This window comes from Agromyces sp. Soil535, from assembly GCF_001428255.1.
In the GTDB taxonomy this organism is placed as follows: Bacteria; Actinomycetota; Actinomycetes; order Actinomycetales; family Microbacteriaceae; genus Agromyces.
Genome location: NZ_LMRW01000001.1, coordinates 95,955 through 121,809, shown reverse-complemented (window position 1 = coordinate 121,809; position 25,855 = coordinate 95,955). Strand labels below are relative to the sequence as shown.

At 69.1% G+C, this 25,855-nt stretch carries 25 protein-coding genes and 3 pseudogenes; 22 read left to right on the top strand and 6 right to left on the bottom strand.

Annotation, left to right across the window (positions count from 1 at the left end):
- Positions 1 to 81: 81 nt before the first annotated feature.
- The gene (locus ASG80_RS00550; protein ID WP_056727432.1) at positions 82 to 1,452 is read left to right on the top strand and encodes a glutamate decarboxylase; all 1,371 of its coding nucleotides are present in this window, start codon (positions 82 to 84) and stop codon (positions 1,450 to 1,452) included.
- A gap of 13 nt (positions 1,453 to 1,465) precedes the next feature.
- A complete protein-coding gene (locus ASG80_RS00545) occupies positions 1,466 to 2,137 on the top strand; it encodes a YrhK family protein (RefSeq protein WP_056727430.1) in 672 nt (223 codons plus the stop codon).
- Here ASG80_RS00545 and ASG80_RS00540 read toward each other — a convergent pair.
- Both ASG80_RS00540 and ASG80_RS23280 read right to left on the bottom strand, forming a co-directional pair.
- Positions 2,134 to 2,526, bottom strand: a complete 393-nt coding sequence (locus ASG80_RS00540) for an MmcQ/YjbR family DNA-binding protein (RefSeq protein WP_056727428.1) — start codon at positions 2,524 to 2,526, stop codon at positions 2,134 to 2,136. The genes ASG80_RS00545 and ASG80_RS00540 overlap by 4 nt on opposite strands.
- A gap of 5 nt (positions 2,527 to 2,531) precedes the next feature.
- The gene (locus tag ASG80_RS23280) at positions 2,532 to 2,714 is read right to left on the bottom strand and encodes a hypothetical protein (RefSeq protein ID WP_156401581.1); all 183 of its coding nucleotides are present in this window, start codon (positions 2,712 to 2,714) and stop codon (positions 2,532 to 2,534) included.
- 210 nt (positions 2,715 to 2,924) lie between these two features.
- On the opposite strand from ASG80_RS23280, the gene ASG80_RS00535 reads away from it, so the two are divergent.
- The 11 genes and pseudogenes from ASG80_RS00535 to ASG80_RS23270 all read left to right on the top strand — a co-directional run bounded on the left by ASG80_RS00535 (position 2,925) and on the right by ASG80_RS23270 (position 11,761).
- Positions 2,925 to 3,767, top strand: a complete 843-nt coding sequence (locus ASG80_RS00535; RefSeq protein ID WP_235508086.1) for a carbohydrate ABC transporter permease — start codon at positions 2,925 to 2,927, stop codon at positions 3,765 to 3,767.
- A gap of 2 nt (positions 3,768 to 3,769) precedes the next feature.
- On the top strand, positions 3,770 to 4,744 hold the full coding sequence (locus ASG80_RS00530) for a carbohydrate ABC transporter permease (RefSeq protein ID WP_082589615.1): 975 nt from the start codon (positions 3,770 to 3,772) through the stop codon (positions 4,742 to 4,744).
- A 122-nt stretch (positions 4,745 to 4,866) separates the two neighbouring features.
- A complete protein-coding gene (locus ASG80_RS00525; RefSeq protein ID WP_056727424.1) occupies positions 4,867 to 6,204 on the top strand; it encodes a sugar ABC transporter substrate-binding protein in 1,338 nt (445 codons plus the stop codon).
- 71 nt (positions 6,205 to 6,275) lie between these two features.
- On the top strand, positions 6,276 to 8,408 hold the full coding sequence (locus ASG80_RS00520) for an alpha-galactosidase (protein ID WP_056727422.1): 2,133 nt from the start codon (positions 6,276 to 6,278) through the stop codon (positions 8,406 to 8,408).
- A 59-nt stretch (positions 8,409 to 8,467) separates the two neighbouring features.
- Positions 8,468 to 9,640 (top strand): ROK family transcriptional regulator, encoded by a 1,173-nt coding sequence (locus ASG80_RS00515; RefSeq protein ID WP_235507886.1) that lies wholly within the window; start codon positions 8,468 to 8,470, stop codon positions 9,638 to 9,640.
- A 239-nt stretch (positions 9,641 to 9,879) separates the two neighbouring features.
- Positions 9,880 to 10,116: a 50S ribosomal protein L28 gene (gene rpmB / locus ASG80_RS00510; RefSeq protein WP_056727420.1), complete on the top strand. Its 237-nt coding sequence runs from the start codon at positions 9,880 to 9,882 to the stop codon at positions 10,114 to 10,116.
- Positions 10,116 to 10,275: pseudogene (rpmG, locus tag ASG80_RS22655) on the top strand (50S ribosomal protein L33). The gene rpmB and the pseudogene rpmG overlap by 1 nt, the downstream one beginning before the upstream one ends.
- A gap of 3 nt (positions 10,276 to 10,278) precedes the next feature.
- On the top strand, positions 10,279 to 10,584 hold the full coding sequence (gene rpsN, locus ASG80_RS00505; RefSeq protein ID WP_056727418.1) for a 30S ribosomal protein S14: 306 nt from the start codon (positions 10,279 to 10,281) through the stop codon (positions 10,582 to 10,584).
- 68 nt (positions 10,585 to 10,652) lie between these two features.
- Positions 10,653 to 10,769 (top strand): annotated as a pseudogene (locus tag ASG80_RS00500) (30S ribosomal protein S14); the annotation flags it as partial.
- Between the two features lie 93 nt (positions 10,770 to 10,862).
- Positions 10,863 to 11,252, top strand: a pseudogene (locus ASG80_RS24680) (metal ABC transporter permease); the annotation flags it as partial.
- Positions 11,253 to 11,395: 143 nt separating this feature from the next.
- A complete protein-coding gene (locus ASG80_RS23270; RefSeq protein ID WP_235508085.1) occupies positions 11,396 to 11,761 on the top strand; it encodes a Fur family transcriptional regulator in 366 nt (121 codons plus the stop codon).
- Here the strand turns inward: ASG80_RS23270 and ASG80_RS00490 are convergent.
- Positions 11,751 to 12,746 (bottom strand): RNA polymerase subunit sigma-70, encoded by a 996-nt coding sequence (locus tag ASG80_RS00490; protein ID WP_056727416.1) that lies wholly within the window; start codon positions 12,744 to 12,746, stop codon positions 11,751 to 11,753. The two genes, ASG80_RS23270 and ASG80_RS00490, sit on opposite strands and share 11 nt — an antisense overlap.
- A gap of 222 nt (positions 12,747 to 12,968) precedes the next feature.
- Here ASG80_RS00490 and ASG80_RS00485 point away from each other — a divergent pair, with 222 nt between their 5' ends.
- The 4 genes from ASG80_RS00485 to ASG80_RS00470 all read left to right on the top strand — a co-directional run bounded on the left by ASG80_RS00485 (position 12,969) and on the right by ASG80_RS00470 (position 16,954).
- Positions 12,969 to 13,700 (top strand): SDR family NAD(P)-dependent oxidoreductase, encoded by a 732-nt coding sequence (locus ASG80_RS00485; protein ID WP_056727413.1) that lies wholly within the window; start codon positions 12,969 to 12,971, stop codon positions 13,698 to 13,700.
- 226 nt (positions 13,701 to 13,926) lie between these two features.
- The gene (gene rpsN, locus ASG80_RS00480; RefSeq protein WP_056727411.1) at positions 13,927 to 14,232 is read left to right on the top strand and encodes a 30S ribosomal protein S14; all 306 of its coding nucleotides are present in this window, start codon (positions 13,927 to 13,929) and stop codon (positions 14,230 to 14,232) included.
- A gap of 187 nt (positions 14,233 to 14,419) precedes the next feature.
- Positions 14,420 to 14,707, top strand: a complete 288-nt coding sequence (locus ASG80_RS00475) for an HU family DNA-binding protein (RefSeq protein WP_056727408.1) — start codon at positions 14,420 to 14,422, stop codon at positions 14,705 to 14,707.
- A gap of 309 nt (positions 14,708 to 15,016) precedes the next feature.
- Entirely contained in the window at positions 15,017 to 16,954 is a 1,938-nt protein-coding gene (locus ASG80_RS00470; protein WP_164470556.1) for a cytochrome c oxidase assembly protein, read from the top strand.
- A 1-nt stretch (position 16,955) separates the two neighbouring features.
- Here ASG80_RS00470 and ASG80_RS00465 read toward each other — a convergent pair whose 3' ends face one another.
- On the bottom strand, positions 16,956 to 18,002 hold the full coding sequence (locus ASG80_RS00465) for a hypothetical protein (protein ID WP_156401580.1): 1,047 nt from the start codon (positions 18,000 to 18,002) through the stop codon (positions 16,956 to 16,958).
- 182 nt (positions 18,003 to 18,184) lie between these two features.
- On the opposite strand from ASG80_RS00465, the gene ASG80_RS00460 reads away from it, so the two are divergent.
- Positions 18,185 to 19,510, top strand: a complete 1,326-nt coding sequence (locus ASG80_RS00460) for an ATP-dependent RecD-like DNA helicase (protein ID WP_056727403.1) — start codon at positions 18,185 to 18,187, stop codon at positions 19,508 to 19,510.
- 5 nt (positions 19,511 to 19,515) lie between these two features.
- Here ASG80_RS00460 and ASG80_RS00455 read toward each other — a convergent pair whose 3' ends face one another.
- Positions 19,516 to 20,091 (bottom strand): hypothetical protein, encoded by a 576-nt coding sequence (locus ASG80_RS00455; RefSeq protein WP_056727401.1) that lies wholly within the window; start codon positions 20,089 to 20,091, stop codon positions 19,516 to 19,518.
- Between the two features lie 11 nt (positions 20,092 to 20,102).
- The gene (locus ASG80_RS00450) at positions 20,103 to 20,510 is read right to left on the bottom strand and encodes a DUF4383 domain-containing protein (RefSeq protein WP_056727398.1); all 408 of its coding nucleotides are present in this window, start codon (positions 20,508 to 20,510) and stop codon (positions 20,103 to 20,105) included.
- Positions 20,511 to 20,686: 176 nt separating this feature from the next.
- Here ASG80_RS00450 and ASG80_RS00445 point away from each other — a divergent pair, with 176 nt between their 5' ends.
- The 4 genes from ASG80_RS00445 to ASG80_RS00430 all read left to right on the top strand — a co-directional run bounded on the left by ASG80_RS00445 (position 20,687) and on the right by ASG80_RS00430 (position 25,774).
- Positions 20,687 to 21,970, top strand: coding sequence for a serine hydrolase (locus ASG80_RS00445; RefSeq protein WP_156401579.1), 1,284 nt, complete (start codon positions 20,687 to 20,689; stop codon positions 21,968 to 21,970).
- A gap of 15 nt (positions 21,971 to 21,985) precedes the next feature.
- Positions 21,986 to 22,552 carry a dihydrofolate reductase family protein gene (locus tag ASG80_RS00440; protein WP_056727393.1) on the top strand — a complete coding sequence of 189 codons (567 nt, stop codon included), beginning with the start codon at positions 21,986 to 21,988 and terminating at the stop codon, positions 22,550 to 22,552.
- 121 nt (positions 22,553 to 22,673) lie between these two features.
- Positions 22,674 to 24,314: an MFS transporter gene (locus ASG80_RS00435; protein ID WP_056727390.1), complete on the top strand. Its 1,641-nt coding sequence runs from the start codon at positions 22,674 to 22,676 to the stop codon at positions 24,312 to 24,314.
- Positions 24,311 to 25,774 (top strand): DUF2252 domain-containing protein, encoded by a 1,464-nt coding sequence (locus ASG80_RS00430; protein ID WP_082589612.1) that lies wholly within the window; start codon positions 24,311 to 24,313, stop codon positions 25,772 to 25,774. Before ASG80_RS00435 ends, ASG80_RS00430 begins: the two co-directional genes overlap by 4 nt.
- Positions 25,775 to 25,855 lie beyond the last annotated feature (81 nt).

The following is a 25,855-nucleotide window of genomic DNA, read 5'->3' as shown; positions in this document are numbered from 1 at the left end:
CACCTCCCTGGGGTCACGGCCTTCCGGTTGCTCGCGCGGCGCGCGGGCCGGGGAACCACGCCAACCGGAAGGACCCAGCACATGCTCCACGACCCCAACGTCCTCAAGCCCACCTACACCCGCGCCGGGGTGCGTACCGCCGCGCCGCGCTTCACGATTCCCGACGGTGAGATGGACCCGACCTCGGCGTACCAGATGGTGCACGACGAGGCCATGCTCGACGGCAACGCACGGCTCAACCTCGCGACCTTCGTCGCCACGTGGATGGGCGACCAGGCCGACCGCCTCTATGCCGAGACCTACGACAAGAACATGGTCGACAAGGACGAATACCCGCGGACCGCGGCGATCGAGGAGCACTGCTGGCACATCCTCGGGTCGCTGTGGAACGTCCCGGATGTCGAGGACTCGATCGGCACCTCGACGATCGGCTCCTCCGAGGCGTGCATGCTCGGCGGGCTCGCATTCAAGCGACGGTGGCAGCTCGCCCGGCGCGCCGCGGGCAAGTCGACCGAGAAGCCCAACCTCATCATGAGCTCCGCCGTGCAGGTGTGCTGGGAGAAGTTCTGCAACTACTTCGAGGTGGAGCCGCGCTACGTTCCGGTCACCGACGAGCACCCCATGCTCGACGGCAGCCAGCTGGAGCAGTACGTCGACGAGAACACCATCGGCGTGGTCGCCATCATGGGGGTCACGTACACCGGTATGTACGAGCCGGTGAAGGAGATCGCGGCCGCCCTCGACGCCCTGCAGGCGAAGACGGGGTTCGACGTGCCGATCCACGTCGACGGGGCATCCGGCGCCATGATCGCGCCGTTCCTGCAGCCAGAGGTCGAATGGGACTTCCGACTCGAGCGCGTGCACTCCATCAGCACGTCGGGCCACAAGTACGGGCTCGTCTACCCCGGCGTCGGCTGGATCGTCTGGCGTACCCTCGACGCGCTGCCCGACGAGCTCATCTTCCGAGTGAGCTACCTCGGCGGCGACATGCCGACCCTCGCCCTGAACTTCTCGCGGCCCGGCGCCCAGGTGCTGCTGCAGTACTACCAGTTCCTGCGCCTCGGACGAGAGGGCTACACCGCCATCCAGCAGGAGAGCCAGGATGTCGCGAAGTACATCGCGAAGGGCATCTCCGAGATCGGCGCCTTCGACCTGTGGAGCGACGGCTCCGACATCCCGGTGTTCGCGTGGCAGCTGAAGCCCGGCTATACCGACAAGTGGAACCTCTACCACCTCTCCGATCGGCTGCGCATGAAGGGCTGGCTGGTGCCGGCATACCCCATGCCCGACAACATGAGCGACATCACCGTGCAGCGCGTCGTCGTGCGCAATGGGCTGAGCCGCGACCTCGCCGACGACCTGCTCGACGACATCCGCGTCGAGACGGCGTGGCTCGATGCACTCGAGACGCCGATGCCCACCCAGGGGCAGAAGCCCGGATTCCACCACTGAGCGCAGCGAACCGATGAGCGCGGATGCCGCGGCGATGAGCGCGCCGGCCGGGCACACGGGTCGGCGGCGACGCCTGCGCCGCGAGGCGTGGGGCTTCGCCGTCGGCTCGCTGTGCTTCGCGGTCGGAGCGGTGCCGTTCTACGCGGAATGGGCCGGCGCCGTGGCCGTCGGCGTCACCTTCTTCGCCGGCTCGATCTTCTTCACGGCGGCGGCGTTCATCCAGCTGAGCCTCAGTGGACGGCGCCCGCCCCGGAGTGACACGAACCGTGCCGACCGTGCGGACTGGTGGGCGGCCATGATCCAGTTCATCGGCACCCTCTTCTTCAACGTGAGCACCGGGGCCGCGCTCATCGCGGCGATCGCCGACCCGACCCGGCTCGGTGCGGGGTGGCGGCCGGATGCGTTCGGCTCGGTCGCCTTCCTCGTCTCGAGCGCGCTGGCCGTGGTGGCGACGAAGGACCGCGGCAAGCTCTGGGACCGCGACGCGCGAACCTGGCACGGCACGTGGCTGAACCTCCTCGGCTCGATCGCCTTCGGCGTGTCGGCGGTGGGCGCCTACGTGTCGCCCGAGACCGGCACGTTCGTGAGCTTGCTCTGGGCGAACCTCGGCACGTTCCTCGGGGCGATCTGCTTCTTCGTGGCAGCGCTGCTGTCGCGTCGGACGATCGACTCGGAGCCGGCCTAGTCGACGTTGCGCTGGAGGTGCTCCCGCAGGAGCTTCGCCGGCGCGGCGGCCGCCCACGCCTCGGCCACCACCTCCGAGAGTCGCCGCTTCGAGATGCGGTCGAGGTGCACGAGCACGGCGGCGTACCCGTCGAAGTGCGGCGTCGTGAAGAACACCGAGGGGTCCTCGGCGATCAGCGCGAACTTCACGGCCTCGTCCTCCGTCGCCGCGCCGAGCACCGGCCCGGTCTGCGCGTCGATCCCGAGCGCGTCCAGGTCGGCGCGGCGCAGCGGGCGCTCCCACACGAATCCCTTCGCGCGCACCTTCCACTGGGCGCCCCCGTGCGAGACGTGCTCGCTCGTCTCGGGCAGCGCGAGCGCCAACGCACGCACGTCGTCCCACGTCGCCATGGGCGTCAGGCTACGCCCCCGGATGCCGCGCCGCAGCCCCGTGGCATCCGGCTCGTGCGGTACCCCGCGGCATCCGCTCGTTTCGGCCGATCAGGCCTGGTGTGGCTGAACCTGCTCGGGTCCATCGCGTTCGGCGTGTCCTCGGTGGGCGCGTACGTGTCGCCCGGGACGGGCACGCTCGTGAGCATGTTCTGGGCGAACCTCGGCACCTTCCTCGGTGCGATCTGTTCGGCGGGGGCCCCGCCTCTTTGCTTCCAGATTGAAAGTTGGTTCGAACACATCGCGCGATATTGCTTGACATTCGAGGTCCTGCCGCTATGGTTACTTCCAACAATGAAGTTACTGGAGGTACCGTGGCAACGAAGCCCCTCGCTCGGAATCAGCTCGCTCCCGCGCTGATGTTCCTGGCCCCAGCGCTCCTTGGGTTCGCCGTCTTCTTCGCATGGCCGTCGATTCGCGGCCTCTACCTGAGCTTCACCGACTTCAACCTGCTGAGGGCACCGGAGTGGATCGGGCTCGACAATTACATCGCCATCGCCCAGGACCCGGTCTTCTGGAACTCCCTCTGGGTCACCATCGAGTACGTCGTGATCAACATCGGCATCCAGACGGCGGCGGCCCTCGTGCTGGCCGTGCTGCTGCACCGCTTCACGCGCTCGATGATCATCCGCGGCATCGTGCTGCTGCCATATCTCATCGCGAACGTCGTCGTCGCCCTCGTCTGGTTCTGGCTCGCCGACTACAACCTGGGCCTCATCAACTCGGCGCTGGATTCGATCGGGTTCGATCGCGTGGGGTTCTTCGGCAACGAATTGCTCGCCATGCCGACGATCGCCCTGATCAACGTGTGGCGGCACCTGGGGTACACGACGCTGCTCATCTTCGCCGGCCTCCAGGCGATCCCGCGCGACGTCTACGAAGCCGCCGAGGTCGACGGCGCGGGGGAGTGGCGGACATTCCGGTCCGTCACGATGCCGCTGCTGCGGCCGGTCCTCGCGTTCGTGCTGGTCATCTCCGTCGTCGGGTCGTTCCAGATCTTCGACACGATCGCCGTGACCACGGGTGGCGGCCCCGTCGACGCGACCCGAGCGCTCAACGTCTACATCTACGACCAGGCGTTCGCCCAATTCGACTTCGGGTACGCGTCGGCACTCTCGGTCGTCCTCATGCTCATCCTCGCCGTCGTCGCGCTGCTCCAGTTGCGCGTGCTTCGTGCGAACGAATCGGATCTGGATCGCTGACCATGACGCTCCTCACTGCACCCCCGACCACCGGAACCTCGCCGCGCCCCGAGAAGAGCCGACCCGCCTCGAAACGGAACCAGGAACGCGAGACAGGCGCGACGAAGTCCCTGCGATCGCGGGTGATCGGATGGGTCCTGATCGTGATCGCGATCGCGATCACCCTGTTCCCGTTCTATTGGATGATCCGGACCGCCCTCAGCAACAACCGGTCCATGTTCTCCGAGCCGCTGAGTCTGCTTCCGGTCGACTTCACGCTCGGACCGTTCCAGCGGGTCCTCGGCATCGCGTCGACCGCGGACGCGATCGCCGAGGGCGGATCGGGCGCCGACATCAACTTCGGCCTGTACCTGCTGAACTCGATCATCGTCTGCACCATGATCACGGTCTTCCAGGTCGTGTTCAGTTCGATGGCCGCCTACGCCTTCGCCCTGCTCGAGTGGCCCGGCCGTAACGTCGTGTTCGCTGCGTTCCTCGTGGCGCTCATGGTGCCCGGCATGTTCACCCTCCTGCCGAACTTCGTGCTGATCAAGGAACTCGGGCTCCTCAACACCTATCTCGGCATCGCCCTGCCGGCGATGCTGATGTCGCCCTTCGTCGTCTTCTTCCTCAGGCAGTTCTTCCTCGGCGTGAACCGGAGCATCATCGAGGCGGCCGTCATCGATGGAGCCGGTCAGTGGCGCATCTTCAGTCGGATCGCGCTGCCGCTCATCGCTCCGCAGGTCGTGACGATCGCCATCCTCCAGTTCATCGCCGCATGGAACGACTACCTCTGGCCGCTCCTGGTCGGCCAGACCGAGGACACGAAGATGCTGACCGTCGGCCTGGGGATCTTCCGCTCCCAGACGCCGCAGGGCAACCCCGACTGGGCCGGGCTCATGGCGGGAGCGCTCCTCGCCGCCGTGCCGATCTTCATCCTCGTCCTCGTCTTCGGCCGTCGGATCGTCGGCTCGATTCAATCGTCCGGAGTCAAGTAGCACCGCCCCACGACCCCGGCCATGACGGCTCGACGCCGTCTCCCACCCCCACCCCACCGAGATCTCCCACCCGACCAGGGAGAGACCTCCCATCCCCACCAAGAGAGAAAGCAGACACCACCATGAAGAGAATCGTGACCGCCGGCGTCGTCGTCGTCGCGACCATCGGAGCGTTCACCGGCTGTACGGCCGGCTCGTCCGATGACGGCACGAAGACGATCAAGTACGGCCTGTGGGATGCCAATCAGCTTCCGGCATACCAGCAGTGCGCCGAGGACTTCGAAGATGCGAACGACGGCTACAAGATCGACATCGAGCAGATCGGCTGGGACGACTACTGGAACAAGATCACGACCGGCTTCGTCTCCGGCGACACCTACGACGTCTTCACGAGCCACGTCGCCTACTACCCCGAGTTCCAGAAGAACGGTCAGGTGCTGCCGCTCGACGACTACATCGAGCGCGATGACGTCGACCTCTCCGTGTATCAGGACGGCCTCGTGGAGCTCTGGCAGAACCCGGACGGCGAGCAGTACGGCCTGCCGAAGGACTTCGACACCGTCGCACTCTTCTACAACGAGCAACTCACCGAGGCCGCCGGCATCACCGACGAGCAACTGGCGAGCCTCACCTGGAACGCCGAGGACGGCGGCACGTACGAGGACGTCATCGCCCACTTGACCGTGGACAAGAACGGCGTGCGCGGCGACGAGCCCGGCTTCGACAAGAGCAACGTGGAAACCTATGGGCTGTGGATGGAAGGTTCCGGCGGCGCCGACGGCCAGACCCAGTGGACCTTCCTCACCGGGACGCTCCCCTGGGAGCAGACCGACGGACCGTGGGCGGATTCCTACCACTACGACGACCCGAAGTTCCAGGAGACCATCGCCTGGTGGCACTCGCTCGTCGAGAAGGGGTACATGCCGCCCTTCGAGGCGCAGACCGGCATCGGCTGGGCCGACCAGCTCATCGCCGGCAGCGCCGCGCTCGTGCCGAACGGGTCATGGATGACCGGCTACGTCTTCGGCTCCGCAAGCGACACCTTCACGCCCGCGGTAGCACCCACGCCGGTCGGTCCCCACGGCGAGCGGGCCTCGACGATGAACGGCCTCGCCGACAACATCTCGGTGACGACGAAGGACGCCGACGCGGCGTGGGAGTGGGTCAAGTACCTCGGCTCGGAGGCCTGCCAGGACGTGGTGGCTGACGCCGCCGTCGTCTTCCCCGCCATCAAGACCGCGACCGAGAAGGCGGTCGCCGCCTTCGAGGGCAAGGGCATCGACGTCTCGCCGTTCATCTCCCAGGTCGAGAACGGGACGACCATCCTCTACCCGATCACCGACTTCAAGTCCGATGTCAACGCCATCATGACGCCGGCGATGGAAGCGGTCATGTCGGGCAAGGCCGGAGTCGATTCGCTGACGGACGCGAACAACAAGGTGAACGCCCTCTTCGAGTAGCCTCCGACCGACATCGTGGGGAGGATGTCCCGATCATCCTCCCCACCCCCATGCAGAGAGGGAATCGCAGTATGTTCGCCACTGCGGCACGCGCAGACCACAACATCCATCTCGTCGGCGGAACTGTCGAGCTCCTCATCGACACGTCCGCCGGGTACCCGATCATCGCGCACTGGGGCGCTCCGGTGTCGCGCGGGAACTCGCTCGACCTGCCCGCCCTCCTCAGCGGGCCGGTGCCGCACGCCCATCTCGACCGGCCGGCGGATGCCGGGGCACTCCGCGATCCGGGCCGCGGGTTCCACGGCCGCCCCGCCGTGCGCGGCCACCGCGGATCGCGCGCCTGGTCGACCCTCTTCGAACTCCGCTCCATCGAATCGACCGACACGGACTGCCAGTTCCAGCTCGTCGACGCCGCCGCGATGCTGAGCCTCTCGCTCCGCTACGAGGTCCTCCCGGAGGGCGTGATCAAGGTCGACGTGCAGCTGACGAACGACGGCGACGACGCCTACACGCTCGACGAGCTCTCGTCCTGGTTGCCCCTGCCCGACCGTGCCGCTGAGATCATCGACTTCAGCGGTCGCTGGCTGCGCGAACGTCAACTCGCACGTCGACCGATCCTTCCGGGCATCGCCCTGCGGGAGGGCCAGGAGGGCCGCTCCGGTCACGATTACACGATCGTCCAGTGCGCGAGCACCGCCGGCGCAACATTCGCGCGCGGAGAGATCTGGGCGATGGCGCTCATGTGGAGCGGTAACACCCGTCACATGGTCGAGCAGCTGCCGACCGGACGGAAGTCGATCGGGGCAGGTGAGCTGCTCGCGCCGGGCGAGGTCGTCCTGGGGCCCGGGGAACGGTACACGGCGCCGACCGTCGTCGCCCTGCACTCGCGGGCGGGTCTCGACGGGATCAGCGACGTCGCGCACGGCTGGCTCCGGTCGCGGCCGCAGCATCCCACTCGCGTCCGTCCGCGCCCCCTGACCCTGAACGTCTGGGAAGCGGTCTACTTCGATCACGACCTCGAACGACTCTCGGCGCTCGCCGAGGTCGCGGCGTCGGTCGGCGTCGAACGCTTCGTGCTCGATGACGGATGGTTCGGCGCCCGTCGAGACGATCATGCCGGCCTCGGCGACTGGGTCGTCTCGCCCGACGTCTGGCCCGACGGCCTCCGCCCGCTCGCCGACAGGATCCGATCGCTCGGCATGGAGTTCGGCCTCTGGTTCGAGGGCGAGATGGTCAGCCCCGACTCCGAGCTGTATCGCACGCACCCCGACTGGATCCTCCGTGTCGACAGCCGGATCCCGCCGACCGCCCGCAACCAGCTCGTGCTCGATCTTTCGAACACCGACGCGTACGCGCACGTCCTCGAACAGGTCGACGCCGTCATCCGCGACGCGGGCGTTTCGTATATCAAGTGGGATCACAATCGCACCCTCGTTGATCCCGGGCACGGGGGCGCGCCGGCGGTCCGCCGTCAGACGCAGGCGATATACGCGCTCTTCGACGAACTCCGCCGGCGTAATCCCGGGCTCGAGATCGAGTCCTGCGCCTCAGGTGGCGGAAGGGTCGACCTCGGCATGGTCATGCACGCCGACCGGTTCTGGACCTCGGATTCCAACGACCCACTCGAGCGCCAGGAGATCCAACGCTGGACCAGCCTCGTGATCCCGCCGGAACTGCTGGGAATGCACATCGGACCAACGATCTCGCACACGACCGGGCGTCGGCACAGCATCCAGTTCCGGGCGATCACCGCGCTGTTCGGGCACGCCGGCATCGAATGGAACCTCCTGGAGGCGACCGACGACGAGCGTGCCGCCATCCGGGACTGGGCCGTGTTCTACCGGGCCGAGCGCGACCTGCTCCACTCGGGCCGCGTCGTGCGGGGCGACCACGGCGATCCCGCCGCGCTCGTGCACGGCGTCGTCGCGCGGGACAGGTCGCGTGCGATCTTCGCGTACGTGCAGAAGTCCCCTGCGCAGGGGAGCGTGCCCGACACGTTCGTCCTTCCCGGGTTGGACCCGGACGCCGTCTACCGGGTCTCCAGTCGCGACTTCGGCGGTGCCCCGGCCGTGCAGCACCGCCCCCCGAGGTGGATGGCGGGCGCGGAGCTGACCGGGGCGGCCCTGGGCGAGATCGGCTTGCGCCCACCGATCGTCTTCCCGGAGGAGGCCATCCTCGTCGTCTGCGATCGCATACCCGGCTGAGCCGCAGCCGACGGGCGCGTGCGAGGATGAAGGCGCTGCGGAACTGGAGGTGGACGACGTTGGCCGAGCTGGTCGTACCGGATGCCGCTCCCGCGCGTGATCCGAGCGTGATCGTCGCCCGCTCGATCCTGATCCACGGGCCGATCTCGCGCACGGAGGTGGCCGACCAGCTCGGCTTGTCGCAGCCGACGCTCACCCGGATCGTCAAGTCGCTTATGGACTCCGGTCTCGTCGTCGAGACGGGGGATCGCATCGACGGCGTCGGCCGTCCGTCGCGGCCGCTCCTCGTCCGCGCGAACGGGCGAACGTTCATGGGTGTGAAGCTCACCGGCACCGAGGCCTTCGCGACCGCGACCGACTTGACGGCGAGCGAGGTCGCCGTCGCGAGTCATCCGCTCGACGACCACCGCCCCGAAGCGGTCGTCGCCGTCATCGCCGAGCTCGAGCAGCGGCTCCGCACGGCCACCGGCCGTCCGTTCGAGGCGATCGGCGTCAGCCTCGGCGGGAGCGCCGAAGACGGCCGCCGTGTCGACCGAGCCCCGTTCCTCGAATGGCGCGGCGTCGAACTCGCCGAACTCGTCGAGCGCGCGACGGGCGTCGCCACCATCGTCGAGAACGACGTCACCGCGTTGACCGCCGTCGAGCACTGGTTCGGAGCGGGGCGGGGGGAGACCGACTTCGCCGTGGTGACCATCGGCGCGGGAATCGGCCTCGGCCTCGTCACACGCGACCGCGTCGTCCGCAGCCGGGATGCCGGGCTCGGCCTCGCAGGACACATCGCACTCGACCCGCTCGGGCCGCCATGCATGCTCGGCCACCGGGGGTGCGCGACGGCGATGCTGACGATTCCCAGCATGTGCGCCCAGGCGACCCTCGGACACGGCCGCCCTGTCACCTTCGAGGAACTCCTCGAACACGCCGCCTCGGGCGAACCGCTGTGTTCGTCGATCGTCTCGACCGCGGCCCGCGCGCTCGGGCGACTGATCGCGTTCGTCGCGAATCTCTCGCTCGTCGACGTGGTGGTCGTGAGCGGTGAGGGGATCGCGATTCTCGATGTCGCAGAGGCGGAGCTGACAGACGCGCTGCTCGAGAATCGCGACGCGGACGCCCATCCACTCGACGTGCGCTACGACCGTAGCGATTTCGGCAGCTGGGCTCGAGGCGCGGCGGCGGTGGCGATTCAGGCGGCTCTGCCGAGCGTCGTGGCCGAAGGGAGAGCCACCACACCATAGCCTTCGCGGCCCGACAGGCCGCGATCGAGGTGCTCGCTCGCGAGCCGTACCCATACGCGGCATCCGCTCGTTTCGGCCGATCGGCGCCGGTCTGGTAGGCTTTCCCTTTGGCTGGGCGCTTCCACCGCTCAGACCGTGGACACCCCCTCGGTATCTAAACTGCTCAAGCAGTCGGGGGTTGCCTGCAGACAAGAGACCTTGGGAGGGGCATCCGCCCCTCGGTATTGGAGGAAAGACCAATGGCAGCAGTGTGCCAGGTGACTGGAGCCGTTCCCGGCTTCGGACACAACATCTCGCACTCGCACCGCCGGACGAAGCGCCGCTTCGACCCGAACGTGCAGAAGAAGACATACTACGTGCCGTCGCTTCGTCGTAACGTCACCCTGAACGTGTCCGCCAAGGGCATCAAGGTGATCGACGCCCGCGGCATCGAGGCGGTCATCAAGGACATCCAGGCTCGTGGGGTGAAGCTCTAATGGCCAAGCAGCAGGACATCCGCCCCATCATCAAGCTCCGTTCGACGGCCGGCACCGGGTACACCTACGTGACCCGCAAGAACCGTCGCAACGACCCCGACCGTCTCGTGCTCAAGAAGTACGGTGCGCAAGCACGTCGACTTCCGAGAGGAGCGCTAAGACATGGCGAAGAAGAGCAAGATCGCGCGCAACGACCAGCGCAAGGTGGTCGTCGACCGCTATGCGGCGAAGCGCCTCGAACTGAAGAAGGCGCTCATCGACCCCAGCGGCACCGACGAGAGCCGCGAGGCCGCTCGTCGAGGCCTGCAGAAGCTGCCGCGCGACGCGTCGCCGGTTCGCCTCCGCAGCCGTGACGCCATCGACGGCCGTCCCCGTGGCATGCTCACCAAGTTCGGTGTCTCGCGTGTTCGCTTCCGCGACATGGCGCACCGCGGCGAGCTGCCCGGCATCACCAAGTCGAGCTGGTAAGCAGCAGCGTTCACCGAGAGGGGCGTCCCGAAAGGTGCGGCATCACCAAGTCGAGCTGGTACTCGCGTGACGCCATCGACGGCCGCCCCCGTGGCGTGCTCTCGAAGTTCGGTGTCTCGCGTGTTCGCTTCCGCGACATGGCGCACCGCGGCGAGCTGCCCGGCATCACCAAGTCGAGCTGGTAAGCAGCAGCGTTCACCGAGAGGGGCGTCCCGAAAGGGGGCGCCCCTCTCGTCGTCCCCGGTGACGGATGCCGCGGCATCCGTTCGCGACACGCCGTGTGGAGATCGTCCGAAGTCCCGGAAATCCGCGGGATTCCGCCATCCGTTCGCGACACGCCGTGTGGAGATCGTCCGAAGTCCCGGAAATCCGCGTCCCGAAAGGGGGCGCCCCTCTCGTCGTCCCCGGTGACGGATGCCGCGGCATCCGTTCGCGACACGCCGTGTGGAGATCGTCCGAAGTCCCGGAAATCCGCGGGATTCCGGGGATCTCTGCTGGTCGTCGTCGCGGCCGCGAGCACCGTCGGCACGCTGCTCGTGGTCGCGCTCCTGATCGTGCCCGGCGCGGTCGCCCGCCTCGCGACGAAGCGCCTGTGGTGGCTATTCCCGGTCGCGGCCGTGTTCGCCGCGGTCGGCTTGTGGCTCGGCCTCGCAGCGGGATTCGCCATCTCGGTCGGCGCCAGCGTCGATCTGCCCACGGGCAGCACGATCGTCGCCATCTTCGTTCTCGGCTGCGCAATCACGCTCCTCCTGAATCGAGTGGGCAGAGATCGCCCTCTATCGCGCAACGAAGAGCAATCTCTGCCCACTCAATTGGGTTGGGGGGTGCGCAGGCACGGCACTCCTCGCTGCATGCGAGCGGATCGCCGATCGGCCTCGCCACCGTCTACCGGGCGCTCGGCGACCTCGCATCGAACGGCGAGGCGGATTCGCTGCAGTCGTCCGACGGAGAAGCCCCCTACAGGGCGTGCAGCACGACCGGCCACCACCACCACCTCATCTGCCGCAACTGCGGGCTCACGGTCGAGATCGCCGCCGACGAGGTCGAGACCTGGGCCAAAGGCGTCGCCGCCGTGCACGGCTTCACGCAGGCGGCCCACGTCGTCGACGTCTTCAGTCTGTGCGCCGACTGCAGTGCGGGCGCGACCACGCACCTGACCGGCGCGACTAGGCGCTGATGCGGTTGGGCAGCCCGAAGTAGGGCGCGAGGCTCGCCTCGAACCGAGTGAATTCGCTCACCCCGCCGCAGTCGAGGCCGAGTACCTCGATGCCTGCGATGATCAGCCCGCCCGAGCACGGGTCGCGGTGGTAGTCGCCCCACGCCGGCTGGCCGTTGGCGTGGGTGGGCACGAGCCTTACCGACCCCCTCCGATGCGAGGCGGCGGCAGCGAAGAACTGTTCCGCAGCCTCGCGGCCGTGGTACTCGAACGGCAGCGGAGGCATTCGAACCCAGACGTCATCGTTCATGAGCGCAACCAGACCGGCGATGTCGCCGCTGAGCAGCGCCTCGACGAGTCGGTCGACCAGGCGCTGCTCTTCGACTCCGCCCGAGGGCGGCGGCGATTGCGGGCGATAGCTCGTCGCGAGTGTCGCGCGCGCTCGTTGCAGGGCGCTGTTCGCCGACTCGACGCTGGTGTCGAGCACGCCGGCGGTCTCACGGGCGTTGTATCCCAAGACATCGCGCAGTAGCAGCACGGCGCGTTGCTTCGGCGGCAGCAGCTGAATCGCCGTTACGAAGGCGAGCGAGATCGCCTCGCGTGATTCATGAACGGCGTCGGGGCCGCGCTGAGTCGAAGCGAGTTCGTCGAAGAGCACGTCGGGGTAGGGCTGCAGCCAGAAGACCTCACCGAGGCGTGTCGGTTCGGGAGCGGGCACTGGAAGTGCCTGGTCGGCGCCGGGGCGGCGCCGAGCTGAGCGCAGCAGGTTCAGGCAGCGATTGGTCGCGATGCGGTACAGCCAGGTTCGCAGTGACGAGCGAGCGGCGAAGCCGTCGAGAGCCAGCCACGCCGAAAGCAGTGTCTTCTGCACCGCGTCTTCGGCGTCGTGCAGCGAACCCAACATTCGGTAGCAGTGCACACGCAGTTCGTCGCGGTGCGGCCCGACCAGTTCGTCGAACGCCGCCCGATCGCCCGCCTTCGCCGCATGCATGAGTTGATCCGACATGTCCCCTCCATCCCTGATCCGCTGGCCGGATTTTCCACCAGATGCGGATTCTCCGCCAGCTGCGCCGTTCCAATGGGGTAGACACCTCCGATGGCACGAACTCATCGCTCACGCACCGATCGGTTTCGGCCACTCCGCGTGTCCACCTCTGTGAGACCCGCGTGAACACCCACGCGAGACCACCACTGAGGTCACGCACCTCACGAACGACAGGAGCACACCATGGCCGAGCCATTCACCGTCGACGGCAAGACCGTACTGATCACCGGAGCCAATCGCGGCCTCGGCGAGGCGCTGGTCGCCGAGGCGCTCCGCCTCGGCGCCGACCGGGTCTACGCGGGCACGCGACAGGCATTCGCACACCCAGACGCTCGAGTCACCCCGGTACTGCTCGATGTCACTGATGTCTCGCAGATTCGCAGCGTCGTAGAAACTATCGACGAGGTCGACCTCGTGATCAACAACGCCGGGGTCGCTGCGGGCGACGCGATCACGAGCTGGAGCGACATCGAGAGCCACGTGATGGTCAACCTCCGCGGACCCTTCGAGGTGTCGAACGCGCTGCGACCGCAACTGGCCGCGGCCCGCGGTGCGATCGTGAACGTGCTGTCGCTGGCCGCGCTCGCGTCGGTTCCCATGCTCGCCGCCTACTCCATCTCGAAGGCGGCCGCGTTCTCGCTGACCCAGGCGCAGCGCGCCCACTACGCTCGCGACGGCATCCAGGTGCACGCGGTGCTGGCCGGGCCCATCGACACCGACATGACACGCGATCTCGAGCTGCCGAAGACACCGGCAGCGGATGTCGCGGGCTCGATCTTCGCCGGCCTGCAGGCCGGGCACGACGAGATCTTTCCCGACCCGTTCGCCCAGATGTTCGCCGACGGGTGGCACGCCGGCCAGCTCAAGCAGCTCGAGCGGCAGAACGCCGAGCTGTTGCAGGTGTTGGGGGGCTGAGCGCTGACGACTCCAAGTGGGTCGAAGCGCCCGCGACATCCGCTCGCATTCGCCCCGCGACATCCGCTCGCTCTGCCCTGCCCCTCCCGTCTGGTTCAAGCTGAACCTTTGGCTGGGCACTTCCACTGCCCAGACCGCGACCCTCCCCACCGAACCGCCGCGAGAAATCGCGACATTCGCGTGGGGAGTGCGCAAGCACGTCGACTTCCGAGAGGAGCGCTAAGACATGGCGAAGAAGAGCAAGATCGCGCGCAACGACCAGCGCAAGGTGGTCGTCGACCGCTACGCGGCGAAGCGCCTCGAGCTGAAGAAGGCGCTCGTCGACCCGAACGGCACCGACGAGAGCCGTGAGGCCGCCCGAGTCGGCCTGCAGAAGCTCCCGCGCAACGCGTCGCCGGTGCGCCTGCGCTCGCGTGACGCCATCGACGGCCGCCCCCGTGGCGTGCTCTCGAAGTTCGGTGTCTCGCGTGTTCGCTTCCGCGACATGGCGCACCGCGGCGAGCTGCCGCGCCCCTCTCGTCGTCCCCGGTGACGGATGCCGCGGCATCCGTTCGCGACACGCCGTGTGGAGATCGTCCGAAGTCCCGGAAATCCGCGGGATTCCGCGGATCTCTGCTACATTCGAGGCGGCCCGATCGGCCACGGGGGCGGTAGAACGATCGCTCCCGAATACGCAGAGATAGCTGTACCGAACAGCGAAGGTCCGAGGAGGACATTCAATGGCTGACAAGTCGCTCAACAAGACCGAGCTCGTCGCAAAGGTCGCAGCGTCGACCGGGCAGAGCCAGGCCACCGTCGACGCCGTGCTCGGGGGCCTCTTCGAGGCGCTCGCCGAGTCCGTGGGCTCCGGCACCAAGGTCTCCATCCCGGGCTGGCTCGCCGTCGAGCGCACGCACCGTGCCGCGCGCACCGGCCGCAACCCGCAGACGGGTGCGACCATCGACATCCCAGCCGGCTACTCGGTCAAGGTGTCGGCGGGCTCGAAGCTCAAGGCTGCTGCCAAGTAGCATCCGAGACTCTCGAGGGGCGTGCGGCGATGGCCGTGCGCCCCTTCGGCGTCTGCGGCTTGAGGACGCGCGGATGCGGCGGCGGCGGCCCGCGACCGAGAGAACGCAGGAGATTCCGGCGTATGCATCCGCTGGCGGGTCCATGGGGCGGAATCCCCTGCATTTCCGCAGGCGGTACAGCGGATGCCGGGGCGGGGCGCTCCTCAACCCCCGGAGGCCGCGCACGGCGACGGCGTCTAGGCTGGTTCGGTGCCCCGCTCCGTCCGCGTGCTCGGCCCCGCCGTGCTCCTCGCCGTCGCGCTCCTCGCGATGTTCGCGGCCCTCGCGTACGGCGGCGGCGCTGCACCCCTCCCCATCCAGGACCCTGGCCCTGTCGCCCGCTTCGGCCTCCCCGTCGCCAAGCTGGTGGTGAACCTCGGCGCGGCCGGAATGATCGGCGCGCTCGCCCTCGCCGTGTGGGCACTCACCCCGAAGCAACGCGAGTTCGACGTCGCGCTCGACGTCGCCGCGGCATCCGCCGCCGTGCTCACCGTCGCGAGTGCCGCGACGGGGGTCTTCACGTTCCTCGTCGTCACGGGTGAGCCCCTGGACTTCGGCGAGGCGTTCGGCCAGAAGCTGGGACAGTTCGTCACCTCGATCGAGCTCGGACAGGCCTGGCTCACCACCACGCTGGTGGCGGCCGCGGTCACCGTGCTGTGCTTCGCGGTGCGCAACCACACCGCGCTCGTGTTCGTCACGGTGCTGTCGGTCGCGTCGCTCGTGCCGATGGCGCAGCAGGGCCACGCGGCGGGTGCCGCCGGGCACAACGCCGCGATCGCGTCGCTCGGCCTGCACCTGGTGTTCGCGGCCGTGTGGCTCGGCGGACTCGTCACGATCGTGCTGCTGCGCCGCGTGCTCGAAGGCGAGCGGCTGCCCGTGGTGCTCGCCCGGTACTCCACCGTCGCGCTCATCTGCTTCATCGTCGTGGCCGTCTCGGGCTATGCGAACGCCGCACTGCGGATCGGCACCTGGGACGAGCTCGGCACGCACTATGGCGTGCTCGTGCTCGCGAAGGTCGCCGCCCTCGTGGCGCTCGGCCTGTTCGGTGCGGCGCAGCGCCGCTTCCTGGTGTGGCGGATGCAGCGGCCCACCTCCTCGCATGGCGCAGCTGCCGGAGCATCGATCACACGCGACTTCTGGGTGCTCGTCGTGGTCGAGCTCGCGTTCATGGGCCTGGCGTCGGGGATCGCGGCCGCGCTCGCCCGCACCGCGACGCCGGTGTCGGAGGACGCGGCGGGCTCCCTCGCGCGCACGCCCGCCGAGATCCTCACGGGCCAGCCGCTTCCGCCGTGGCCCGACTGGGCCCGGTATTTCAGCGAGTGGAGCCCCGACCTCATCTGGTTGTTCGCCTGCGGCTTCGGCATCTTCTTCTACCTCGCGGGCGTACGCCGGCTGCGGCGACGCGGCGACCACTGGCCGGTGTACCGCACGGTGCTCTGGGTTGCGGGCCTGCTGCTGCTCGCGTTTGTCACGAGCGGCGGGGTGAACGTCTACGAGCAGTACCTGTTCTCGGCGCACATGAGCGCGCACATGATGCTGACGATGGCCGTGCCGGTGCTGCTCGTGCCCGGCGCGCCCGTGACGCTCGCCGCCCGCGCGATCCACCCCCGCAAGGACGGCTCGCGCGGCGGCCGCGAGTGGATCCTCCTCGCCGTGCACTCGAGGTTCGCGTCGATCATCGCGAACCCGATCGTCGCGGCCGTGCTGTTCGCCGGGTCGCTCTGGGTGTTCTACTACACCCCGCTCTTCCGCTGGACGATGACCGACCACATCGGCCACGAGTGGATGATCGCGCATTTCCTCATCGTCGGGTACCTCTTCGTGCAGTCGCTCATCGGCATCGACCCGGTGCCGTACCGGCTGCCGTATCCGTTCCGCCTCGTGCTGCTGCTCGGCACGATGGCGTTCCACGCCTTCTTCGGCCTCGCGATCATGTCGGGCACCGGGCTGCTGCTCGCCGACTGGTACGGCGCCATGGGCTGGGGCACGGATGCACTCGCCGATCAGCAGCTCGGCGGCGGCATCGCGTGGTCGATCGGCGAGATCCCGACCTTGGCGCTCGCCATCACGGTGGCGGTGCAGTGGGCGGGCAGCGACGAGAAGGAGTCGAGGCGCCGCGACCGGCACGCCGACCGCACCGGCGACGCCGAGCTCGAGGCCTACAACGCGCGGCTCGCGGCGATCGCCGAGCAGGACACCCGCAAGTAGCTCACTTCAGCTGGATCGCGATGCTGCCGTCGGGGCGGATCGACGCGGTGAGTGCGAGCAGGAACGGGCGGTCCTCCTCGAGGGTGTAGAACTCGCCGTCGAACAGCGACTGCAGCTCGACCGAGATGTGCGCCACCCCTTCCGTGGGCGGCATCTCGAACGCGGTCTCGCCGGGAGCGAGCGTCACCACGGGGGTGCTCACCATGGTCCAGACCGGCTCGCTCACGACCCGGTCGTCGATCTCGATGCCGAAGGGGCATCCGGCGGGCTGCAGCACCTGCTGGGTCGTGCACTCCTGCAGGTAGTCGTCCACCTTCACCTGCACCCGCTCGACGAAGGTGGCCGTGGGCACCGAGTCGACCGTGACGGCTGCGCGGGCCGACGGCTCGACCGGCAGGGCCGTCGGCACCGCCTCGAGCAGGGTCGAGGTGTACCCGAACTCGTACACGGCGGGTGCGATCGCGAGGTAGGGCGCCATCTGGGTGAATGCCGCGAGCTCGTCGCCCGACTTCGTCGCGCGGGTGTCGAGGGTGAGCGAGCCAACGGTGAACAGCGGGTTGTGGGCGGCGGTGACGTCGATGACCGCAAGCGGGCTGACCGCGAACTCCCACCGGTTGAGCACGCCGTACAGGGGCTCGATCGGGCGCACGTCGAAGGTCGTCTCGACGATCGCCACGTCGAGCCGGTAGCTCGCCGTGACGGAGTGCGAGCCGTCGGCGTTCGCCACGTCGCTCACGATGCGCACGTCCTCGGGGCCCGCCTCCAGCACGCCGGAGCGGAACATCGCCGTCGAGACGTTCTCGTGCAGCCCGAGTGCGGCGAGCTCCTCTGCGTCGAGGGCGACGCCTGGGGTGGTCGACGCGGTGGCGATGTCATCGTCGGCGATCGCCTCGAGGTAGCGCTCGACGAAGCTCGTCGCGCCGTAGATGGTCTGGTTCAGGGCGCCGAGTGCCGAGAGGAACGCGGCGACGAGGATCACGGCGAGGCCCGCCCAGCCGGCCACGGCCGCGAACGACACCCGACCCTCGCGCACGCCTGAGCTCCCCACCCGCACAGTCTATGTGGGGGCGCGAAGCGGGCCCGTCCTCCCCAACGGCGGGCCCAGCAACGTCCGCCGGGCGGCGACTCGCTCGGCCGCGGCGGGCCCAGTGAGGTTACAGTGGGATCGCGCCCGCACGGGCGCCATCGTCGCGGGAGCCGCCCGCGGCATCCGCTCGCCGAAGGCAACCAGTGCAGAACGTCACGCTCACCCGCGAACAGGTCGCGGTGTTCCAGGCCATCGAGGGCACTCGCGAGCACGTCTTCGTCACCGGCCGCGCGGGCACCGGCAAGTCGACGCTGCTCAACCACCTGAACTGGCACACGCAGAAGCAGATCGTGATCTGCGCGCCCACCGGCGTGGCCGCGCTGAACGTGGGCGGCCAGACGATCCATTCGCTGTTCCGCCTGCCGATCGGGGTCATCGCCGACCAGGACATCGACCAGAACGACGCCGTGCGCAAGATCCTCAACGCCATGGACACGCTCGTCCTCGACGAGGTGTCGATGGTGAACGCCGACCTCATGGACGCGATGGACCGGTCGCTGCGCCAAGCCCGCCAGCGGCCGTACGAACCGTTCGGCGGTGCACAGGTGGTGCTCTTCGGCGACCCGTACCAGCTGGCGCCGGTACCGGGCAGCGGCGACGAGCGTCGCTACTTCGCCGACACGTACGAGTCGATGTGGTTCTTCGACGCGAAGGTGTGGCGCGAGGCCGACCTCCGCATCTACGAGCTCGGAGAGGTGCACAGGCAGCACGACGACGAGTTCAAGCTCATGCTCAACGCGGTGCGGCACGGCATGGTGACCGCCGAGATCGCGGGCGTGCTCAACGACGTGGGCGCGCGCAGGCCGCTGCCCGAGCAGGGTGCCATCACGCTCGCGACCACGAACGACACCGTGAACCGCATCAACCGCACGCAACTCCACCGGCTGCCGGGGCAATCGATCGCGAACGAGGCCGAGGTGAACGGCGACTTCGGCGGCAGGGCCTTCCCCGCAGACGAGCACCTCGAGCTGAAGCTCGGGGCCCAGGTGATGTTCCTGCGCAACGACAACGCTGTGCGCGGCGACGGGCCGCGCTGGGTGAACGGCACGATCGGCACCGTCACGTCGCTGAAGCGCGAGGTGCGCGTCGAGATCGACGGCGAGGAGCACGAGGTCGAGCCCGTCACGTGGGAGAAGTACCGCTACACGTGGGATCCGACGGCGAAGAAGCTGCACCGCGAGATCGTCGCGGAGTTCACCCAGTTCCCGCTCCGTCTCGCGTGGGCGGTCACCATCCACAAGTCGCAGGGGGCGAGCTACGAGACGGCGATCATCGACCTCGGGCCGCGCGCGTTCAGCCCTGGCCAGACCTACGTCGCCCTCAGCCGGCTGATCGCGCTCGACGGGCTGTACCTCATGCGGCCGCTGCGCCCGAGCGACATCATCGTCGACCGTGACGTCGAACGGTTCATGGCGGGCGCGCTGCGCGAGATCGGCGCGGATGCCGCAGGGCCGGTCGCCGCGGGGTAGTCCCGTCAGTGGTGGTGTCCGTCCCCGCCGTGTCCGTCCCCGCCGTGGTCGGCGTCGGTCACCGAGGAGCCGCCGTGCTCCCCGTGGGGCACGGCGAGCTCGCCCGCCTCGGTCGCGGCGAGCGCCGGGGTCGCGAGCCCCGCCACCAGGAGGGCGCCCGCCGCGAGCCCGGCGAGCGAGAGCCGTCCTTCGAGCGCCGGCCGGGTCGGATCCTCTTCGGACATCTCGGCCCGGGCGCGACGGCGCACGACGAATGCGGTGTGCCCGGCGACGACCGCGATGAAGACGGATGCCGCGAGCAGCGGGCCGACACGGACATCCGTCGCCGCGGCGAGGCCGGTGCCGATGAGGGCGCCCGCGCCCACGAGGAGCGCGGCACTCACGCCGAGCGCCACGCCCGGCACGATCGCGCGCCCCGCCCGGAGCGAGAGGACGCCCCAGCCGAGACCGGCGATGCCGGCCCCGGCCAGGACACCCCCCGGTGCTCCCCCTGCACCGGCGCCGAGGGCGAGGAGCACGAGGCCGCCGCCGAGGGCGGACAGCATCGGCCACGTTCGCGCCAGCGACGTCAGTGCGCTCATGGCCGGGCTCCCTAGGCCGTCGCCACGCGTGCTGGCCGCTCGGCTCCGAGCCCCACGCCGAGCAGCACGATGGCGCTCGCGAGGTGCAGGAAGTGGTCGGCGGTGTTGAGGGCGAGGATGTTCGCCGCGGTACCCGTGAGGAAGAAGCCGACGATGCCGAGCAGCAGGTAGGCGCCGCCGACGACGGTGTTCACGATCTTCGAAGCGGCCGCCGTCATGAGCCCGGCGATGAGCAGCGCCGCACCGATGAGGAGGTGCGCGACGTCGTGCGCCGGGTTCACCTGGAAGATGCCGAGCAGCATCCCTCCCTCCGTGGCGAGGAACCCGACCCCGCCGGTGACGGCGAAGCCGAGCAATCCGACGAGCAGGTAGACCGCGCCGAACACGGTTGCGACGATGCGGTTCGGGGAGTTGCGCATGAGGTGCCTCCTTCGTGGGCCCGGCGATCGCCGGGTATGCGGGTGGTTCGACGCGCGCAGCCGATCGGATTGGTCGCCTGCGGGATCCGCTCGATCGCAGGTCGCGCGTCGACCCGCAGTGGTACGCCACCTCTGCGGGTTACAATCGCAACGGACACACGGCTAGGGGGGCTTGGGTGGCTGACCGACTGGGGAGATCCCGGCGGCGGGGGGTCGTCGTCGCGGCCGCGGCCGTGGCGCTCGCCATGGGGCTGAGCGGTTGCTTCAGCGGCTCGGTCGACCCGTCGGCGCAATTCGATCCCGTCGACGTGCCCCTCGGCGAGGAGGTGTCGGCGAACCTCGGGGCCGTGCTCGACCAGGCGGTGGCGCTCAGCGGCTCGAGCGGCGGGATCGCGGGGGTCTGGGCGCCGTGGGCGGGCGAGTGGACCGCGGCATCCGGCACCGTCGGCTTCGGCGAGGGCGACGCACGCGTTCGCACCGGCACCGCGTTCCACCTCACGACCGTCACGACCGAGATCACCTGCACCGTGCTGCTGCGACTCGTCGACGCCGGCACCGTGGCGCTCGACGACGAGGTCGCCGACTACGTCGACTGGATCCCCACCCTCGACGGCATCACGCTCGAACAGCTCTGCCGGCACACGTCGGGACTCGCCGACTACTACCCCACGCTGCGCAGGCACTTCGTGTCGAACCCCGAGCGGCTCTGGTCGCCGACCGAGCTGCTCTCGAACGGGCTCGCGCTGAGCCGCATCGGCCCGCCGGGCGAGCAGGTGCGCGAGTCGCGCACCGGCATCCTGCTGCTCGCCCTCGCCCTCGAGCAGCGCACGGGCAAGCCGTGGGCAGACCTCGCCGAACAGTACGTGTTCGGTCCGCTCGGCCTGGAAGACACGCGGATGCCGCAGCCGAACGCCACCGATCATTCCGGCGCCATGGGCGGCTACGCGTCTGCCATCGCCGCCGACGGCGCGGTCGACTGCGCCGCGCTCCTCGACGACTCCGACCAGTCGAGCTCCATGGGCGGCGCGGCCGCCGGTGCGGTCTCGACGCTCGAGGACACGCGTCGACTCAGCGAGGCCTTCGCGACGGGCGCGTTGCTCAGCGAGAGCTCGGAACGCAGGCAGTGGGCGTCGATCCCCCTCGGCGGGTCCGCGCCGGCCTGGCAGTCGGCCGGCATCGGCGGCCTGCAGTTCGGCCCGATGCGTGGCGCTGCCGGCGAGAGCGCGGGCGCGCTCACCGCCGCCTTCACCGATCCCGAGAGCGGGCTCACCGTGGTGATCGCGCTCAACAACTCGACACCCGGCGCCGGCTTCGTGCGCGAGGTCGCGTTCGCGCTGGCATCCGTGGCGTCCAAGGCCGACCCGGCGAGCGGACGCGAGCGGCCGCTCGTGGAGCTGCCCTGGTCGGTCGACCAGGCCATGGCGAAGATGAACGAACTCGGCATCTGCCCGAAGGCGTGATCGAAAGGAGACCCCGTGGGCTCGCTCATCTGCACCGGGATCACGTCGCTCGACGGGTACATCGCCGACGAGCACGGCGACTTCAGCTGGGGCGTGCCGGATGCCGCGGAGCACACGTTCGTGAACGACCTCGAGCGCCCGGTCGGCACCTACCTCTACGGTCGGCGCATGTACGACGTGATGCGCTTCTGGGAGACCGCAGACGGTATGCCCGACCTGCCCGAGGCGGAGCGAGACTACGCCGCCATCTGGCAGGCGGCCGACAAGGTCGTGTACTCCTCCACCCTCGCCGACACGCCGACCCGGCGCACGCGACTCGAGCGCAGCTTCGACGCCGACGCAGTGCGGCGGATGAAGGCGGAGTCGGTCCGCGACCTGTCGATCTCCGGTCCCGGGCTCGCGGTGCACGCGTTCCGGGCGGGACTCGTCGACGAGGTCCGGATGCTCCTGCACCCGGTGGTGCTCGGTGGCGGCACGTCCTTCCTGCCCGACGGCGTGCGGCTCGACCTGGAGCTGCTCGATGAGCGCCGGTTCGGCAACGGCGTGGTGTTCCTGCGGTACGCGGTGCTCGAGTCGCGCTGACGCGGCATCCGCGCGGCCTCTTCCCGTTCGCGCGGATCGGTGGGAGCATCTGACGTGAGGGCGGCCGGGGGGCCGCCCGAAGGTCGCCTACTCTCCCGGGCTGGGCGGGATCGGGGTCGAGATGAAGAACTGGCCGGTCGTGGCGATCCTCGCGAGCGCGCAGTTCGTGATGGTGCTCGACGGCACGGTCATGAACGTATCGATCTCCGCGGTCGTCGAGGACCTCGACACGACCGTCGACGCCATGCAGGCCTGCATCACGTTCTACACGCTGACGATGGCGGCCCTGATGCTGCTGGGCGCGAAGCTCGGCGACGTGTGGGGGCGGCGCCGGGCCTTCGTCATCGGCTCGATCGTGTACGCGGTCGGCTCGCTGACCACCGCCCTCAGCCCGAACGTCGTCGTGCTCTTCCTCGGCTGGTCGATCGTCGAGGGCATGGGCGCGGTGCTGGTGATCCCGGCGATCGCGGCCCTCATCGCCGACAACTATGAGGGCCACGCCCGGGTGGCTGCCTATGCGATCATCGGCGCAGCCTCGGGCGCGGCGGTCGCCGCCGGACCGCTCATCGGCGGCTTCGTCACGACCTTCTTCAGTTGGCGGTACGTGTTCGTGGCCGAGGTCGTGATCATGGCCGGCGTCGTGCTCTTCTCCGGTCGCGTCACCGACCGCGCAGGGGCCCGGCCGGTGCGCATCGACCTTCTGAGCGTGCTGTTGTCGGCGGCCGGGCTCCTGTTCGTCGTGTTCGGGATGCTGCAGAGCAAGACGTGGGGCTGGGTCATCCCCTTGCACCCGCCGGTCATCGGCGGCGTCGAGGTCGCACCGCTCGGGGTGTCGCCGACCACGTGGTTCATGCTCGCCGGGGCTGCGCTGATCTGGGCGTTCGTCGGCCGCCAGCGGCACCTGGTCGCCACCGGCCGGCCGCCGCTCGTCGACATCACGCTGTTCAGGATCCTGCGCCTGCGCAGCGGGCTCTCGGTGCTCCTGGCGCAGTACGCGATGACCGCGGGCCTGTTCTTCATGTTGCCGGTGTACCTGCAGATGACGCTCGGCCTCGACGCGCTGCAAACCGGCATCCGGATCTTCCCGCTGTCGATCTCGCTGATCCTGTTCTCCATCCTCGGCACCCGGATGTCGCTGCGGTGGTCGCCGCGGCGCATCATCCGGGTGGGACAGGTCATCCTCGTGCTGGCGTCGCTCCTGCTGCTCGGCTCGGTCGACCTCGAACTGAAGGGCATCGCGTTCGGCGCAGGCATGTTCGCCGCGGGTGCGGCGCTCGGCCTGCTCGCGTCGCAGATCGGCAACGTGAACATGTCGAGCGTCGGTGAGGACCAGTCGAGCGAGGTCGGCGGGCTGCAGGGCGTGTTCCAGAACCTCGGCTCTTCGCTCGGCACGGCCCTGATCGGGTCGGTGCTGATCGGTGCCCTCGCGACGTCGTTCGCGACGGGCGTGGCCGAGAGCGACCTGCCCGCAGAGACCCAGTCGGTGGTGAACGAGGCGACGGCGGGCGGGGTCGACATCGTGCCCGCGGACTCCGTCTCCGACCTCGCCACCGAGGCCGGGCTCGACGATGCCGAGGCGGAGGAGCTCGAGCAGGTCTACGCCGAATCGCAGGTCGAATCGCTACGGGTGGCGCTGGTGGGCCTCATCGTGATCGCCGTGGTGTCGTTGTTCTTCTCGCGCGGCATCCCGACGGAGGTCGCGGGCAGGCCGCGCGAACAGCTCCCCGACGGGGAGGGGAAAGCGGAGGAGGTCTCGTCATGAGCGCCACAGGGGGCACGCCAGGAGTCCGGAGCGCGATCGAGGAGCTCGCACCACCGGCGTCGACCGATTTCGCGAGTCGAGCGGAGTACGGCAGGGAAGCGCGCCGACGCACGCCGCGTTCGTCGCACGCGGGATGGGCCCCGTCGCCGGATCGGCCCGACCCGGTCGCAATGCTCGAGGAACAGGCGACCACGCGGGTGCCCGAACTCGTTCCCATCCGCCACGCGCGAATGCTGGTCTCACCGTTCACGTTCTACCGCGGTGCGGCGCTGCTCATGGCGTCGGACCTCGCCGGCACGCCCGTCTCGGGCATCACCACCCAGATCTGCGGCGACGCGCACCTGTCCAACTTCGGCGTCTTCGGCACGCCCGAGCGCAAGATGATCTTCAACATCAACGACTTCGACGAGACGCTGCCGGGTCCGTGGGAGTGGGACGTGAAGCGGCTGGCCGCGAGCTTCGAGGTGGCGTCACGATATCGCGGCTTCAGCGCCGAGGACGGCCGCGAGATCACCCTCACGGTCGTGCGCGGCTATCGCGAGCGGATGCTGCAGGCCGCCGCGTCGCGGGTGCTCGACGCCTGGTACGACCAGCTCGACACCGCTCGATTCATGGAGCAGATCGAGGCGGAGCGCCAGGCGAAGCGCCTCACGGAGAAGCAGGTGAAGGCCGCCGATGCCAACCTCGCCAAGGCCCGCACGAGGGACAGCACGCGTGCGCTGGCCAAGCTCGTCGAGGTGGTCGACGGCAAGATGCGCATCGCTGCCGATCCCCCGCTCATCGTGCCCGTCGAGCACCTCGTTCTCAGCGGCCAGACACGACAGCAGCAGGAGGAGTGGGCGCAGCGGCTGCTGACGTCGTACCAGTCGACCCTCGAGCGGGGGCATCACCCGATGCAGGAGTTCTCGTACGTGCACATGGCGCGCAAGGTCGTGGGCGTCGGCAGCGTCGGAACCCGCGCGTGGATCATCCTGTTGCGCGGCCGCGACGACGGCGATCCTCTGCTCCTCCAGGCCAAGCAGGCCGAGGCGTCGGTGCTCGAGCGCTACCTGTCGCCGAGCGAGTTCGACCACCACGGCGAACGCGTGGTCAGGGGGCAACGGCTCATGCAGGCGGCGAGCGACATCTTCCTGGGCTGGGAGCGTGTGGTCGGAGTCGACGGCGTCGAGCGCGACTTCTACATCCGCCAGTTGCACGACTGGAAGGGCTCCGCGGACGTCGAGGCGATGGTGCCGTCGGGCGCGAAGGTCTATGCACGCTTCTGCGGTGAGACGCTCGCACGGGCGCACTCCAGGTCGGGCGACCGCGTGGCGATCGCGGCATACCTGGGGCACACGGATCGCTTCGACCGTGCCATCGCGGAGTTCGCGGTGGCGTACGCGGACCAGAACGAGCGCGACTACGCGGCGTTCGCGGACGCGGTTGCGTCGGGGCGGCTGGAGGCGGCGGCGTCGGTGTAGCGGCGACACGCGTCAGGGCGGCGCGGCGTCAACGGAACGCCATGAGCGAACACAGGGACCCTCTCGAGGCCGACCCCTCGA

What these genes read in the sequence shown, in the direction of transcription:
- ASG80_RS00435 (WP_056727390.1), top strand. Translation starts at nt 22,674, where the DNA reads ATGAAGAACTGGCCGGTCGTGGCGATCCTCGCGAGCGCGCAGTTCGTG.
- ASG80_RS00490 (WP_056727416.1), bottom strand. Translation starts at nt 12,746, where the DNA reads ATGTCGGATCAACTCATGCATGCGGCGAAGGCGGGCGATCGGGCGGCG.
- ASG80_RS23280 (WP_156401581.1), bottom strand. Translation starts at nt 2,714, where the DNA reads ATGCTCACGAGCGTGCCCGTCCCGGGCGACACGTACGCGCCCACCGAG.
- ASG80_RS00470 (WP_164470556.1), top strand. Translation starts at nt 15,017, where the DNA reads ATGTTCGCGGCCCTCGCGTACGGCGGCGGCGCTGCACCCCTCCCCATC.
- ASG80_RS00450 (WP_056727398.1), bottom strand. Translation starts at nt 20,510, where the DNA reads ATGCGCAACTCCCCGAACCGCATCGTCGCAACCGTGTTCGGCGCGGTC.
- ASG80_RS00455 (WP_056727401.1), bottom strand. Translation starts at nt 20,091, where the DNA reads ATGAGCGCACTGACGTCGCTGGCGCGAACGTGGCCGATGCTGTCCGCC.
- ASG80_RS00485 (WP_056727413.1), top strand. Translation starts at nt 12,969, where the DNA reads ATGGCCGAGCCATTCACCGTCGACGGCAAGACCGTACTGATCACCGGA.
- rpmB (WP_056727420.1), top strand. Translation starts at nt 9,880, where the DNA reads ATGGCAGCAGTGTGCCAGGTGACTGGAGCCGTTCCCGGCTTCGGACAC.
- ASG80_RS00475 (WP_056727408.1), top strand. Translation starts at nt 14,420, where the DNA reads ATGGCTGACAAGTCGCTCAACAAGACCGAGCTCGTCGCAAAGGTCGCA.
- ASG80_RS00530 (WP_082589615.1), top strand. Translation starts at nt 3,770, where the DNA reads ATGACGCTCCTCACTGCACCCCCGACCACCGGAACCTCGCCGCGCCCC.
- ASG80_RS00550 (WP_056727432.1), top strand. Translation starts at nt 82, where the DNA reads ATGCTCCACGACCCCAACGTCCTCAAGCCCACCTACACCCGCGCCGGG.
- ASG80_RS00545 (WP_056727430.1), top strand. Translation starts at nt 1,466, where the DNA reads ATGAGCGCGGATGCCGCGGCGATGAGCGCGCCGGCCGGGCACACGGGT.
- rpsN (WP_056727411.1), top strand. Translation starts at nt 13,927, where the DNA reads ATGGCGAAGAAGAGCAAGATCGCGCGCAACGACCAGCGCAAGGTGGTC.
- ASG80_RS00540 (WP_056727428.1), bottom strand. Translation starts at nt 2,526, where the DNA reads ATGGCGACGTGGGACGACGTGCGTGCGTTGGCGCTCGCGCTGCCCGAG.
- ASG80_RS00430 (WP_082589612.1), top strand. Translation starts at nt 24,311, where the DNA reads ATGAGCGCCACAGGGGGCACGCCAGGAGTCCGGAGCGCGATCGAGGAG.
- ASG80_RS00525 (WP_056727424.1), top strand. Translation starts at nt 4,867, where the DNA reads ATGAAGAGAATCGTGACCGCCGGCGTCGTCGTCGTCGCGACCATCGGA.
- ASG80_RS00535 (WP_235508086.1), top strand. Translation starts at nt 2,925, where the DNA reads ATGTTCCTGGCCCCAGCGCTCCTTGGGTTCGCCGTCTTCTTCGCATGG.
- ASG80_RS00520 (WP_056727422.1), top strand. Translation starts at nt 6,276, where the DNA reads ATGTTCGCCACTGCGGCACGCGCAGACCACAACATCCATCTCGTCGGC.
- rpsN (WP_056727418.1), top strand. Translation starts at nt 10,279, where the DNA reads ATGGCGAAGAAGAGCAAGATCGCGCGCAACGACCAGCGCAAGGTGGTC.